The following is a 12627-nucleotide window of genomic DNA, read 5'->3' as shown; positions in this document are numbered from 1 at the left end:
TCTGGCCTCATGCCACAGATCACGCTCACGGCCAGGCTGACGCCGTCGGCACTCGACACCCGCCGGGGCGTGGTGCGCCTGCACCCGGAGGTGCTGGACGCGCTCGGGCTCGAGCAGTGGGACGGCGTGCGGCTGACCGGGTCGCGGGTGAGCGCGGCGCTGGCGGCCACCGGCGACGGCCCGCCCGGCGTGGTGCTGCTGGACGACGTGACGATGTCCAACCTCGGGGTCACCGAGGGCGCGGAGGTCGTGGTCGCGCCGGCGGAGGTGCGTCCGGCCAGGTCGGTCGTGGTCGCCGGCTCGCGACTGGCGTCGGTGTCGCTGCCGCCGGAGACCGTGCGGCTCGCGTTGATCGGCAAGATCCTCACCGTCGGCGACGCGGTGTCGCTGCTGCCCCAGGACCTGGCCCCGCCGCCCGGCGCCGACCTGTCGGCGGTGCGCGGCAAGCTGTCCAGGGCGATCGGCACCACCTGGACCAACGAGCTGCTGACCGTGACCTCGTCGGACCCGGAGGGCCCGGTGGCCGTTCATCCGTCCACTGTGGTCGGCTGGCGGGACGGCGCGCGGACCGGTGAGCCGGCGCCCGTGGCGCAGCTGGCCGGGGCGGGCGGCACGGTCACCGAGCAGGCGCCGGCCGAGCCGGTCACCTGGCAGGCACCGGAGGTGGCCGTCGAGCCGCCGCCGTCGATGACCGATCTGGTGGGTGCCCGCGAGGTGGCCGACCGGCTGGCGGAGTGGTTCGAGCTGGCGTTCCGCCGGCCGGAGCTGCTGACCAGGCTGGGGGCCGCCGCCCAGCTCGGCGCGCTGCTGATCGGGCCGGAGGGGGTCGGCAAGTCGACCGTGGTGCGCTCGGTGGCGCAGGCGGCCGGGGCCGAGGTGATCGAGCTGGCGGCGCCGACGCTGGCCGCGCTCGAGCCCAACGCCGGTGCGGGCAGGCTGTCCTCGGCGATCGGGTCGGCGGATGCCGAGCGGCCGACCGTGCTGCTGATCACCGACCTCGACGCGCTGTTGCCGGCGAGCAACCCACCGCCGGTGGCCACGGTCGTGGTGGACACCCTGCGGGCGGCGATCCGTACGCCGGGGCTGGCGATCGTGGCCACCTCGGCGCATCCGGAGGCGATCGATCCCCGGGTGCGTGGGGTCGACCTGCTCGACCGGGCGCTGAGCATTCCGTTGCCCGACGCCAAGACCAGGACCGAGCTGCTGCGGGTGCTGTTGCGGGACGTGCCCGTGGAGTCCGCTGTGGACTTCGGGGAGGTGGCCGAGCGCACGCCCGGTTTCGTCGCCGCCGACCTGGTGGCGCTGCGCCGGGAGGCGGCGGTGCGGGCGGCGGTGCGCGACAAGGACGCCGAGTCGCCGACGATCACCTCGGCGGATCTGCTCGGCGCGTTGGAGACCGTCCGGCCGACGTCGATGTCCACCTCGGACACCCTGCGGACCGGTGGGTTGACCCTCGACGGCGTCGGCGACATGGCGGAGGTCAAGCAGGCGTTGACCGAGGCGGTGCTGTGGCCGCTGCGCTATCCGGACTCGTTCGCCAGGCTCGGGGTGGCGCCGCCGCGCGGGATGCTGCTGTTCGGGCCGCCGGGGTGTGGCAAGACGTTCCTGATCAGGGCGTTGGCCGGGACGGGCAAGCTGAACGTGCTGTCGGTCAAGGGCGCCGAGCTGATGGACAAGTGGGTCGGGGAGTCCGAGCGGGCGGTGCGTGAGCTGTTCCGCCGGGCCGCCGAGGCCGCGCCCGCGCTGGTCTTCCTGGACGAGGTCGACGCGCTGGCGCCCCGTCGCGGCCAGTCGTCCGACTCCGGGGTCGCCGACCGGGTGGTCGCGGCCCTGCTCACCGAGCTCGACGGCGTCGAGCCGCGCCGCGACGTCGTGGTGCTCGGCGCGACCAACCGCCCGGAGCTGATCGACCCGGCGCTGCTGCGCCCCGGCCGGCTCGAGCGCCTCGTCTACGTGCCCCCGCCGGACGCCGACGCCCGCACGGCGGTCCTGCGCACGGCCGCGAAGAACACTCCGCTGGCCGACGACGTCGACCTCCCCGCCCTGGCCGCCGACCTGGACGGCTATTCGGCCGCCGACTGCGCCGCCCTGATCCGCGAAGCCGCCCTCACGGCGATGCGCGAGTCCCTGGAGGCCGAGGTCGTCACCGCCACCCACCTGGCCGCCGCCCGAGGCACCGTCCGCGCCTCCCTCGACCCCGCCCAGCTGGCCGCCCTGGAGACCTACGCCAACACCCGCTAGCCCGCCGGCTGCGTGGTTGTCGGTGCTGGTTTCGGAGCGGTCGGCTTGGCGAACCAGCCGGCGTAGGTCAGCAGCAGGCCGGTCACCGCCAGGGCGCCGAAGAAGACGCGGGCCAGAGTGGTCCCGGTTGGCGAGAGCATGGTGGTGTCGACGCCGGACTGGATCGCTTCGGGGTCGGCGATCAGCAGGAACCCGCGCACGGCGACGAACCAGCCGAACAGGGACACGGTGACCGCGAGTGGGCCGCGCCAGCTGCGGTGTCCGCCGATGATGATCAGTCCCCCGGCGAGCATCGCGGCGCCGAGCATCCAGACCAGCACGGGCTGGGCGAACAGGTCGTTGATGTACCCGACCAGGTCGGGCAGGCGGATCGCGTAGAGGGTGGTGAAGACGGCGACGTAGGGGCCGATGACGCGGGCGAAGGCCCGGGTGCGCGCCTGCGCCTCGATACTGGCGGTGGACATGGTGCCTACTCCTCGTCTCGGTGGCCGTCGGGCCGGTAGCCGGCCTGGTGGAGCACAGCTCGCAGGAACCGCTCGGTGTCGTCGACCGTGCGGGTGTCCGGATGCACGGCCAGGTGCTGCCAGGTCGCACCGGTGAGCAGGTCGAGCAGGACGTCGACGTCGGTGTCCTCGGGTAACTGCCCGCGGTCGCGGGCCTGTTCGAACACGTCGCGGCGGGCCTGGTCCCGTTGCCGGCCGAACAGTCTCTGGTAGGCGCGAGCGAGTTCGGGATAGTCCTCGACAGCGCCGTACAGGCGGCGCAGGAGGCGCCGCTGGCGCGGGTTGGCGAGGACCGCCGCCCAGCCGGCCAGCAAGTGCTCGACGTCGCGAATCTCCGGCGTCGGCGGGGGGTCGCCGTAGGCCGCCTCGACCGTGGCGATCAGCAGCTGGGTCTTGTCCGGGAAACGCCGGTACACGGTGGCTCTGGTGACGCCGGCACGCCGGGCCACCTGCTCGATGCTGGTCGCCTCGGCGCCGCGCTCGATCAGCAGGTCCAGCGCGGCGTCCAGGATGGCGGCGTCGGCTTCCCTGCTCCGCGGGCGGCCGGGAACACGCTCGTCGATACCCATGCGACATACAATACAGTGCTGGTCTGTATCGTAAAGAGAAGCTAGTGAACTACTTGGTCACAACTGACGTGCGAGTGGCTACTTGTCGTTCTTCTCCGTTGGCGCGCGTTCGCCGCCAGGGCCCTGGTAGTCGTTGGTCACGATCACGATCAGGCCCGGCTCGAAGTCCTCGATCCCGGTGTACCTCGGCTCCACCCGCATGCCGAACTCGTCGGCCAGCAGTTCCGCCGCCCGCTGCTCCTCGGTGCCCGGTCGGAAGTACACCGTCGTGGTCGGAATCTTCCCGCCCGAGTAGTTGCCGACGTCGGCAACCGGCCAGCCCGCCTCTTTCAGCTCGTCCGCGGCCCGCCCCGCGAGCCCGCTGATGGTGCTGTTGTTGTACACCCGGACCTGCTGGGTCTTGCCCGGCTCGCCGTTGCCGTCGCCACCGGCGGGCGGCGTCGCCGACGTGCCCGGCTGGCTCGTCGGCGACTGCCCGGTCGTCGTGCTCGGCGCGGGCTTGGTGGCCTCGGGTTCCGAGGACTCCGGTGGCCGGGTGTCCGCGGGCGCGGAGTTCGATGTGGGGGTCGGCTCGTCGTCGCCGCGTTCGGCCTGGCCGTTCCCGTTGTTGCCGAAGAGGGAGACCAGCCCGATCACCAACGACACCGCGGCCACGCCGAGCAGCACGAGTCCCGCGACCCGCAGTGGTCGCGCCGGCGACGGCTCAGGAGTGGTCATCGTGCGGTTCGCCTGGCCGAACGGGCCCGCTCACGGGCACTTCGCAGCCGACGGAGGCGCTTGACCAGCATGGGCTCGGCCCGCATCGCCTCCTGCCGGTCGAGCAGCCGGTTGACCAGCTGGTAGTACCGCGTCGGCGACAGGTCGAACTGCTCACGAATCGCCTGCTCCTTGGCCCCGGCGTGCTTCCACCACTGACGTTCGAGGGCGAGCAGGTCGCGCTCGCGCGGCGTCAGACCGTCCGTGGGGTCGCCGACCGGCGCGCTCACCGGCTCCCCGGAGGGCTCCGGCAACTCTGCGGCGTTCATCCGGCTCCTCGTCACGAGGTCTTCCTCTGCCAGGCGAATTACACGCGTGTGATTCGCCACTGTCATTACATCACGTTACCCAGGTCACCGGCTGTCCGTGTGCGCGAAACGCGGAGGCCGGACAGTTGACTATGGTCGCAACCATGGCCGTGCTCCCCATCCGAATCGCGGGCGACCCCGTGCTACACAATCCGGTCCGCCGGGTCGAGACGTTCGACGACGGCCTCCGGAGCCTAGTCGAGGACATGTTCGAGACCATGACCGCCGCGCCGGGCGTCGGCCTGGCCGCCAACCAGGTCGGTGTCGATCTTCGGCTGTTCGTCTACGACTGTCCCGGCGACGACGGCGTGCGGCACCGGGGCGTGCTGGTCAACCCAGAGCTCGAGACCTCGCCGCGCCCGGAGACCATGCCCGATCCCGAGGACGACCTGGAGGGGTGCCTGTCGGTGCCCGGCGAGTCGTTCCCGACCGCGCGGGCCAGTTGGGCCAGGGTGACCGGCCAGGACCTCGACGGCGCGCCGATCGAGGTCGAGGGCACCGGGTACTTCGCCCGCTGCCTGCAGCACGAGACCGACCATCTCGACGGCCTGCTGTACCTGAACCGCCTGGTCGGCCGGTATGCCAGGGAGTCGAAGCGGATGCTGAAGCGCAACGGGTGGGGCCGGCCGGGCCTTTCCTGGGACCCCGCCGCCGAATCGGAGCCAGAACTTCACTGACAGCGAACACGGAACAGTCGCCTGCCAGCGCACACTTGTAGTGGGTGCAACGGTGTAATCAGGCGGGCGGTGATGTGGTGTCGGACGATGAGGCGCTGGACGCCTACTCCCGCACGGTCACCGCGGTGGCCCGCACGCTGACCCCGCACGTGGCGAGCGTGGTGCTGCACCGGGGCAGCGGCTCGGCGGTCACCGTCACCGACGATGGCCACCTGCTGACCAACGCGCACGTGATCGGCTCGCACCGGCACGGCACCGCCACCTTCGCCGACGGCTCGGAGTCCGAGTTCGAGGTCATCGGCGCGGATCCGCTGTCGGACCTGGCGGTGATCCAGGCGCCGGACACCCCCGACCCGGCCGAGCTCGGCGACTCCGACCGGCTCGTGGTCGGCCAGTTGGTGGTGGCGGTCGGCAGCCCGATGGGCCTGTCCGGCTCGGTGACCGCGGGGGTGGTGAGCGGCCTCGGCCGGGCGCTGCCGGTCCGCCAGGGCCAGGCGGCCAGGGTCATCGAGGACGTGATCCAGACCGACGCCGCGCTCAACCCGGGCAACTCCGGCGGCGCGCTGGCCGACTCGACGGGCAAGGTGGTCGGCATCAACACCGCGGTGGCCGGCTACGGCCTCGGCCTCGCGATCCCGATCAACTCCACGACCAGGCGGATCATCGACACGCTGATGGTGGAGGGGCGGGTCCGGCGCGCCTACCTCGGGCTGATCGGCATTCCGGCGCCACTGCCAGACGACGTGGCCGAGCGCACCGGCCAGCAGGCGGGGCTGCGGGTGATCGAGGTGGTCAGCGGCGGTCCGGCCTACCTGGCGGGACTGCGTCCCGGCGACCTGATCCTGACCGTGGACCGCGACCAGGTGCAGAACGCGCAGGGCATCCAACGGAAGCTGTTCGCCGAGGTGATCGGCACCGACCTGGCGGTGACCGTGCTGCGCAACGGCGCGATGGTCGACGTGTTCGCCCGGCCGGTGGAGCTGACGGTCGGATAGCACATCTCCCCGGGTGTCATGGCTACCAACAGGCGATCTGTGGACAACCACTCCGGTTGTGGATAACTGGCTCTTTCCGGGCCAGATCCGGGCGGTCGCCGCGACCCCGTCGCGCACTATGGCCGCATGACACCCGACATCAGGAATGCCGTCAGGAATGCCATCAGGAATGACGTCGCCATGGCGCTAACGGCTGGTTCACCAGTTCCACCGCCTGTCCGAGTCCGGCGAGGTCGGCATACCGCCCGGCCAGCACCCCGGTCCGCAGCTCCCGCACCCTCGCGGCGGTCAAACCCTCGCCGGCCAGCAGGAACGGCACCGCCAGCCGCCAGCTGGCCACCACCGCCACCCGCCACCGGTGCGGCGCGCGCAGCGCCGCGACGGCCACCCGCAGCGCGTGCTCGGCCGGTGTCATCCCTGCCGGCGCCGCGGTGTGGTCCCACTCCCACCGCGCGGCGTCGGCGGCCGCGCATTCCAGGCACGCCGGGTCGCCCGCGCCAGGCTCGCGCCCACACTCCGCGCACCGCGTCAACCGCAGCGCCCAGTCGACGCACGTCCACGAGTACGCGCCGGCCGGCGCCGCCCGCACCCGCGCGGCCAGCTCCTGCTCCGGTTCGGCACCCGCGCTCACCCGTTGTGCCGCAAGCAGTTCCCGCCAGTCCGCGAGCCAGATCCGGTCGACGACATCCGCACAGCCAGGACACGCCGGGTACTCGCGGCCGGCCAACTCCCCACAGGTCGGGCACGGTTTCGCCGCGTCCGGCCGGTCACCCGACCTGGCGCCCGGTGGGTACGGCTGACGCACGTCCACCCCCGCACCGTACTTGGCGGCGCGGCATTCGGCCCTTGGCAGTGCCCATGACGCGTGGCTATGGTCGAGAGCGAGAACTGAAAATCTCGCGGGAGCTCGCGCCACAGCGGGCTGAGAGGGCAAATGGCGTCCGTACCGGACCCGGCTTTGCCGACCGCCTGAACCTGACCGGGTAATGCCGGCGTAGGGAGGCTTTCATGACAGCGCTTGAGGACCGTTCCGTCCGGCCACGTGTCACCACCGGCCCGATCAGCGGGTCCAGCAAGATCTACCGTGACGTCGACGGGCTACCGGTGCCCTTCCGACGGGTGGACCTGACCAACGGGGAGCATCTCGACCTCTACGACACCTCCGGCCCGTACACCGACCAGAACGCGACCATCGATGTCCACAGTGGACTGAATCGGCTGCGGGCCGACTGGGTGGCCGAACGCGAGCCGGTGAACGGCGCGGTGACCCAGCTCGCCTACGCCAAGGCCGGCGTCATCACCAAGGAGATGCGGTTCGTCGCCGCCCGCGAGGGCGTCGAGCCGGAGTTCGTGCGCCACGAGGTCGCGATCGGCCGGGCGGTGATTCCGGTCAACCGCAACCATCCCGAGGTCGAGCCGGCGATCATCGGCAAGCGGTTCCTGGTGAAGATCAACGCCAACATCGGCAACTCGGCGGTCAGCTCGTCCATCGAGGACGAGGTCGACAAGCTGGTGTGGGCGACCCGCTGGGGCGCGGACACGGTGATGGACCTGTCGACCGGCAAACGAATCCACGAGACGCGCGAGTGGATCGTGCGCAACTCGCCGGTGCCGATCGGCACGGTGCCGATCTACCAGGCGCTGGAGAAGGTCAACGGCGACCCGGCCGAGCTGACCTGGGATCTCTACCGCGACACCGTGATCGAGCAGTGCGAGCAGGGCGTGGACTACATGACGGTGCACGCCGGCGTGCTGCTGCGCTACGTCCCGCTGACCGCCAAACGGATCACCGGCATCGTGTCCCGAGGCGGTTCGATCATGGCCGCCTGGTGTCTGGCGCACCATCGGGAGTCGTTCCTGTACGAGCACTTCGTCGAGTTGTGCGAGATCCTGCGGGCCTACGACGTCACGTTCTCCCTCGGCGACGGGTTACGCCCCGGCAGCATCGCCGACGCCAACGACGAGGCCCAGTTCGCGGAGCTGCGCACGCTCGGCGAGCTGACCCACATCGCCCGCGAGCACGACGTGCAGGTGATGATCGAGGGCCCCGGCCACGTGCCGATGCACAAGATCGCCGAGAACGTCCGCCTCGAGGAGGAGCTGTGCGGCGAGGCGCCGTTCTACACGCTCGGTCCACTCGCGACGGACATCGCGCCCGCCTACGACCACATCACCTCCGCGATCGGCGCCGCGCAGATCGGCTGGGCGGGCACCGCGATGCTCTGTTACGTCACGCCGAAGGAGCATCTCGGCCTGCCCAACCGGGACGACGTGAAGACCGGCGTGATCACCTACAAGATCGCCGCGCACTCGGCCGACCTGGCCAAGGGCCATCCGCGCGCGCAGGAGTGGGACGACGCGCTGTCGCGGGCGCGCTTCGAGTTCCGCTGGACCGACCAGTTCAACCTGTCGCTCGATCCGGACACCGCGCGTTCCTATCACGACGAGACGCTGCCGGCGGAACCGGCGAAGACCGCGCACTTCTGCTCGATGTGCGGGCCGAAGTTCTGTTCCATGCGCATCACCCAGGACGTGCGCGCCTACGCGGAGAAGCACGGACTGTCCACAGTGGCGGCTATCGAGGCCGGCATGGAGGAGATGTCCGAGCGGTTCCACGACCACGGCGACCGGGTCTACCTGCCGATCAACGCCACCGAGAAAAACACCACCGAGAAAGACGCGAGCGAGAAAGCGAAGGAAGGGTGACCGAGACACCGCCACGAGTGCTCACCATCGCCGGCTCCGACTCCGGCGGTGGCGCAGGCATCCAGGCCGACCTGCGCACGTTCTTCGCCTGCGGGGTCCACGGCATGACCGCGATCACCGCGGTCACCGTGCAGAACTCGGTTGGCGTGCACGGGGTCTCGGTGCTGCCGGCCGAGGTGGTGGCCGCGCAGATCGAGACCGTCGCCGAGGACATCGGTGTGCTGGCCGCGAAGACCGGGATGCTGGCCACCGCGGAGGTGATCGCCGCGGTGGCCAAGGCCTGCGACAAGGTCCACATAGGACGCGACGGGCGGATCCCGTTCGTCGTCGACCCGGTGTCCGCGTCCATGCACGGCGACCAACTGCTGCACGACGACGCGATGGCCGCGTTACGCGCGGAGCTGTTCCCGAGGGCCACCCTGGTCACGCCCAACCTCGACGAGGTCCGGCTGCTCACCGGCATCACCGTGCGCGACCGCGACGATGCCCACGAGGCGGCCAGGGCACTGCACGCGCTCGGCCCGAGGTGGGTGCTGGTCAAGGGCGGGCACCTGCACGACGATCCGGAGTGCGTCGACCTGCTCTACGACGGCGAGACCGTCATCGAGCTGTCCGCCGAGCGCATCGACACCAGACACACCCACGGCGGCGGCGACACGATGGCCTCGTCGATCACCTCGGCGCTGGCCCGCGGTCTGGACGTGCCGGCGGCGGTCCGGTTCGGCAAGGCGTTCGTGACCCGCTCGGTCAGGGAGGCCTACCCGCTCGGCGGCGGAGTCGGCCCGGTGTCACCGTTCTGGCGGCTCGCACCCCTGCCGGAGGTGACCGAGGAGATCTAACTCCCACCTTCGGCGAATCCTCCCGGGCACCAGCGGGGCGGCGTTTACGCTTCCTTGACGCCACCACGTGAGTCCTCGGGAGGGTGCCGGTGTCGAAGACCCGCGACCGGGCACGTGCGCTGGTCGAGCACCCGCGCTTTCAGCGGTTCGTCATCTGGGTGATCGTGGTGAACGCCATCACGCTCGGCCTGGAGACCTCGACCGGGGTGATGAACAGCGTCGGCGGCGTGCTGCACGTGGCGGACCGCGTGATGCTGACGATCTTCGTGGTGGAGTTGGTGTGCCGGCTCTACGCGCATGGCTGGCGGTTCTTCACCGACCCGTGGAACGTCTTCGACTTCCTGATCGTCGGCATCTCGCTGGTGCCGGCGACCGGGCCGCTGTCGGTGCTGCGGGCACTACGGGTGCTTCGGGTGTTGCGGCTGGTGTCGGCCGTGCCGGCGATGCGCCGGGTGGTGTCGGGGCTGTTGGCCGCGGTGCCCGGCATGGCGTCGATCGGCGCGCTGCTCGCGCTGATCATCTACGTGGCCGCCGTGATGGCGACGAAGCTGTTCGGCGAGATCGCCCCGCACTTCTTCGGCGACCTGGGTACCACGCTGTTCACCCTGTTCCAGACCATGACCGGCGAGGGCTGGCCGGACGTGGCCCGCGAGGTGATGGCGACCATGCCGCTGGCCTGGATCTTCTTCGTGATCTACATCCTGGTGTCCAGCTTCGCCGTGCTGAACCTGTTCATCGCGGTGATCGTCAGCGGGATGGAGAAGGAGGTCACCGACGACCTGGTGGAGGCCGAGGACCGGCACGCGGCCGACCAGGCGGCCTCGGACAAGCTGATCCTCGACGAGCTGCGCGTGCTCCGAGCCGAGCTGGCCCAACTGCGCGCCGACAGGTCGGCGCCAGACCTGGGAAGCTCGGAGCCGTCGAATTCGGAGCCGTCGGCTTCGGAACGAACTGCTTCGGAACCGTCGGCTTCGGAGCGGACGTAGCGGATGTCCGTCCGGGAGCGCGCCCGCGAGCTGGTCGAGCGACCGGCGTTCCGGCGTGCCGTGATCACGGTCATCCTGCTCAACGCGGTCACGCTGGGGCTGGAGACCGGACTGTCCGCACAGGCCCGCTCGACCCACATCGGCACCGCGTCGATCGGCGACGTGCTGCACACCCTGGACCAGGTGGCGCTCGCGGCGTTCGTCGCCGAGTTGCTGGTGCGCGGCTATGCCTACGGCTGGCGGTTCTTCACCGACCCGTGGAACGTGTTCGACACCCTCGTGGTCGGGGTCGCGCTGGTGCCGTCTGGCGGCCCGCTCTCCGTGCTGCGGACCCTGCGCGTGCTGCGTGTTCTCCGCCTGATCTCCGCGGTCCCGTCGATGCGCCGCGTGCTGACCGGCCTGCTCACCGCCGCCCCCGGCCTGGCGTCGGTGGCCGCGCTGCTGGCCATGGTGATCTTCGTGGCCGCGGTGATGGCCACCAACCTGTTCGCCGCCATCGCCCCGGAGAGCTTCGGCGACCTCGGGCGCTCGCTGTTCACCCTGTTCCAGACCATGACCGGCGAGGGCTGGCCGGACGTGGCCCGCGAGGTGATGGCGAGCATGCCGCTGGCCTGGATCTTCTTCGTGATCTACATCCTGGTGTCCAGCTTCGCCGTGCTGAACCTGTTCATCGCGGTGATGGTGCGCGGCATGGAAGACCAGGTCACCGACGACCTGGCCGCCAGGGAGGAGGCCAACGCCGCCAACCAGGCCGCGTCCGACCAGCGGATCCTGGCCGAGGTGCGGGCGCTGCGCGCGGAGCTGGCCGAGCTGCGCAACGCCGAGCCCTCGCCGAGGAAGACTTCCGGCTGATTACCGTGTCCCCACAACCACCGCCGTTGGAAAGGACCCGAACCATGAAGGTGGGCTACAACCCCGTGGTGGCGGCGGTGAGTCTGGTGATCGGCACGATGGTGCTGGCGCTCGGCGTCATCGGGCTGACCAACGACTCGGCGACCCCGCTGCTGCTGCTCGGCCCGCTGCTGATGCTGGCCGGGGTCCTGCAACTGCTCCGCACCTACTTCGAGTTCGACCCCGCCGCCGGCACCATCGTGGTCCGGGCCATCGCCGGCCCAGCCAAACGCCGGTTCGGCGGCCAGGACGGCCGACTGGCCATCGCCAACGGCCGCATCGTCTGCACCCCGGCCGACGGGCACACCAGGAAGGTCCCGGTCTCCCGCAAGCTCGCCAAGCGCGACGACTGGGACGCGGTACTCGCCAGACTCAGCTGACCCGACCCCTCGACGCAACTCATCTCGGCGGGCTGGAGGCCTGCGCCCAGAACCGCTGGGGCACCCGGCCCGCCGCCCGTGCCAGCCGGCCGCCGGTGACCGCGTGGCGCATCGCGGCGGCCATCTTCTCCGGGTCCGCCGCCCTGGTCACCGAGGTCGCCAGCAGCACGGCCGCGCAGCCAAGCTCCATCGCCAGTGCCGCGTCCGACGCCGTGCCGATGCCGGCGTCCAGGATCACCGGCACCCCGGCCCGCGCCACGATCAGCTCGATGTTGTGCGGGTTACGAATCCCCAGGCCGGTGCCGATCGGCGAGCCGAGTGGCATCACGGCCGCGCACCCGGCCTCCTCCAGCCGCAACGCCAGCACCGGGTCGTCGTTGGTGTACGGGAGCACGGTGAACCCGTCGTCGACCAGCGCCCTGGCCGCGGTGAGCAGCTCGACCGGGTCCGGCAGCAGCGTCCGGTCGTCGGCCACCACCTCCAGTTTGATCCAGTCCGTGCCGAGGGCCTCGCGGGCCAGGCGCGCGGTCAGCACGGCCGCCTCGGCGCTGCGGCAGCCCGCGGTGTTGGGCAGCAGGTCGATGCCCAGCCTGCCCAACAGGTCCAGCACACCGGTGCCGCCGTCGACGTCCACCCGGCGGATGGCCACCGTCGTCAGCTCGGTCCCGGACGCGACCAGCGCGCGCTCCAGCACGGCCAGGTTCGACGCACCACCGGTGCCGGTGATCAGCCGCGACGAGTACTCGCGGTCGGCGATGAGCAACGGGTCGTCCATG

General features: G+C 71.0%; 14 protein-coding genes and 1 riboswitch. Of the genes, 8 read left to right on the top strand and 6 right to left on the bottom strand.

Annotated elements, in window-relative coordinates; translation table 11 throughout:
* Nucleotides 1–9 precede the first annotated feature (9 nt).
* Nucleotides 10–2241 carry an AAA family ATPase gene (locus tag ACYVIP_RS35365; protein WP_460404430.1) on the top strand — a complete coding sequence of 744 codons (2232 nt, stop codon included), beginning with the start codon at nt 10–12 and terminating at the stop codon, nt 2239–2241.
* Here ACYVIP_RS35365 and ACYVIP_RS35360 read toward each other — a convergent pair.
* From ACYVIP_RS35360 to ACYVIP_RS35345, 4 genes are all read right to left on the bottom strand, one after another.
* On the bottom strand, nt 2238–2705 hold the full coding sequence (locus ACYVIP_RS35360; RefSeq protein ID WP_460404428.1) for a hypothetical protein: 468 nt from the start codon (nt 2703–2705) through the stop codon (nt 2238–2240). The two genes, ACYVIP_RS35365 and ACYVIP_RS35360, sit on opposite strands and share 4 nt — an antisense overlap.
* Before the next feature lie 5 nt (nt 2706–2710).
* Complete coding sequence (locus ACYVIP_RS35355; RefSeq protein WP_460404426.1) at nt 2711–3313, bottom strand: TetR/AcrR family transcriptional regulator; 603 nt, start codon at nt 3311–3313, stop codon at nt 2711–2713.
* A gap of 78 nt (nt 3314–3391) precedes the next feature.
* Complete coding sequence (locus ACYVIP_RS35350; RefSeq protein WP_460404424.1) at nt 3392–4030, bottom strand: LytR C-terminal domain-containing protein; 639 nt, start codon at nt 4028–4030, stop codon at nt 3392–3394.
* The gene (locus tag ACYVIP_RS35345) at nt 4027–4338 is read right to left on the bottom strand and encodes a DUF3263 domain-containing protein (RefSeq protein ID WP_460404422.1); all 312 of its coding nucleotides are present in this window, start codon (nt 4336–4338) and stop codon (nt 4027–4029) included. The genes ACYVIP_RS35350 and ACYVIP_RS35345 overlap by 4 nt, the downstream gene beginning before the upstream one ends.
* 143 nt (nt 4339–4481) lie before the next feature.
* Here ACYVIP_RS35345 and ACYVIP_RS35340 point away from each other — a divergent pair, with 143 nt between their 5' ends.
* Together ACYVIP_RS35340 and ACYVIP_RS35335 are read left to right on the top strand one after the other, a co-directional pair.
* Nucleotides 4482–5054 carry a peptide deformylase gene (locus ACYVIP_RS35340; protein ID WP_460404420.1) on the top strand — a complete coding sequence of 191 codons (573 nt, stop codon included), beginning with the start codon at nt 4482–4484 and terminating at the stop codon, nt 5052–5054.
* Between the two features lie 77 nt (nt 5055–5131).
* Nucleotides 5132–6049: a S1C family serine protease gene (locus ACYVIP_RS35335; RefSeq protein WP_460404418.1), complete on the top strand. Its 918-nt coding sequence runs from the start codon at nt 5132–5134 to the stop codon at nt 6047–6049.
* Nucleotides 6050–6212: 163 nt separating this feature from the next.
* On the opposite strand, the gene ACYVIP_RS35330 is transcribed toward ACYVIP_RS35335, so the two are convergent.
* The gene (locus ACYVIP_RS35330) at nt 6213–6860 is read right to left on the bottom strand and encodes a hypothetical protein (protein WP_460404416.1); all 648 of its coding nucleotides are present in this window, start codon (nt 6858–6860) and stop codon (nt 6213–6215) included.
* A 78-nt stretch (nt 6861–6938) separates the two neighbouring features.
* Nucleotides 6939–7067, top strand: a riboswitch (TPP riboswitch).
* Between ACYVIP_RS35330 and thiC the strand changes: the two genes are divergently transcribed.
* From thiC to ACYVIP_RS35305, 5 genes are all read left to right on the top strand, one after another.
* Entirely contained in the window at nt 7058–8755 is a 1698-nt protein-coding gene (thiC, locus tag ACYVIP_RS35325) for a phosphomethylpyrimidine synthase ThiC (protein WP_460404414.1), read from the top strand. Its footprint overlaps the riboswitch before it by 10 nt.
* Entirely contained in the window at nt 8752–9594 is an 843-nt protein-coding gene (thiD, locus tag ACYVIP_RS35320; protein WP_460404412.1) for a bifunctional hydroxymethylpyrimidine kinase/phosphomethylpyrimidine kinase, read from the top strand. The genes thiC and thiD overlap by 4 nt, the downstream gene beginning before the upstream one ends.
* Before the next feature lie 89 nt (nt 9595–9683).
* A complete protein-coding gene (locus ACYVIP_RS35315; RefSeq protein WP_460404410.1) occupies nt 9684–10580 on the top strand; it encodes an ion transporter in 897 nt (298 codons plus the stop codon).
* Nucleotides 10581–10583: 3 nt separating this feature from the next.
* Nucleotides 10584–11432 carry an ion transporter gene (locus ACYVIP_RS35310; RefSeq protein ID WP_460404408.1) on the top strand — a complete coding sequence of 283 codons (849 nt, stop codon included), beginning with the start codon at nt 10584–10586 and terminating at the stop codon, nt 11430–11432.
* 44 nt (nt 11433–11476) lie between these two features.
* Nucleotides 11477–11851 (top strand): hypothetical protein, encoded by a 375-nt coding sequence (locus ACYVIP_RS35305; RefSeq protein ID WP_460404406.1) that lies wholly within the window; start codon nt 11477–11479, stop codon nt 11849–11851.
* 19 nt (nt 11852–11870) lie between these two features.
* Here ACYVIP_RS35305 and thiG read toward each other — a convergent pair whose 3' ends face one another.
* Entirely contained in the window at nt 11871–12626 is a 756-nt protein-coding gene (gene thiG / locus ACYVIP_RS35300; RefSeq protein WP_460404404.1) for a thiazole synthase, read from the bottom strand.
* Nucleotide 12627 lies beyond the last annotated feature (1 nt).

This window comes from Actinophytocola sediminis (assembly GCF_054779715.1).
Note: the sequence above shows the minus strand (reverse complement) of the source record. Positions and strands in the feature narration are given on the sequence as shown.

Bases quoted from the DNA above. Each gene is read 5' to 3' on its own strand.
- ACYVIP_RS35350 (WP_460404424.1), bottom strand. From the start codon at position 4,030: ATGACCACTCCTGAGCCGTCGCCGGCGCGACCACTGCGGGTCGCGGGA.
- ACYVIP_RS35340 (WP_460404420.1), top strand. From the start codon at position 4,482: ATGGCCGTGCTCCCCATCCGAATCGCGGGCGACCCCGTGCTACACAAT.
- ACYVIP_RS35355 (WP_460404426.1), bottom strand. From the start codon at position 3,313: ATGGGTATCGACGAGCGTGTTCCCGGCCGCCCGCGGAGCAGGGAAGCC.
- ACYVIP_RS35310 (WP_460404408.1), top strand. From the start codon at position 10,584: ATGTCCGTCCGGGAGCGCGCCCGCGAGCTGGTCGAGCGACCGGCGTTC.
- ACYVIP_RS35345 (WP_460404422.1), bottom strand. From the start codon at position 4,338: ATGAACGCCGCAGAGTTGCCGGAGCCCTCCGGGGAGCCGGTGAGCGCG.
- ACYVIP_RS35360 (WP_460404428.1), bottom strand. From the start codon at position 2,705: ATGTCCACCGCCAGTATCGAGGCGCAGGCGCGCACCCGGGCCTTCGCC.
- thiG (WP_460404404.1), bottom strand. From the start codon at position 12,626: ATGGACGACCCGTTGCTCATCGCCGACCGCGAGTACTCGTCGCGGCTG.
- ACYVIP_RS35365 (WP_460404430.1), top strand. From the start codon at position 10: ATGCCACAGATCACGCTCACGGCCAGGCTGACGCCGTCGGCACTCGAC.
- ACYVIP_RS35305 (WP_460404406.1), top strand. From the start codon at position 11,477: ATGAAGGTGGGCTACAACCCCGTGGTGGCGGCGGTGAGTCTGGTGATC.
- thiC (WP_460404414.1), top strand. From the start codon at position 7,058: ATGACAGCGCTTGAGGACCGTTCCGTCCGGCCACGTGTCACCACCGGC.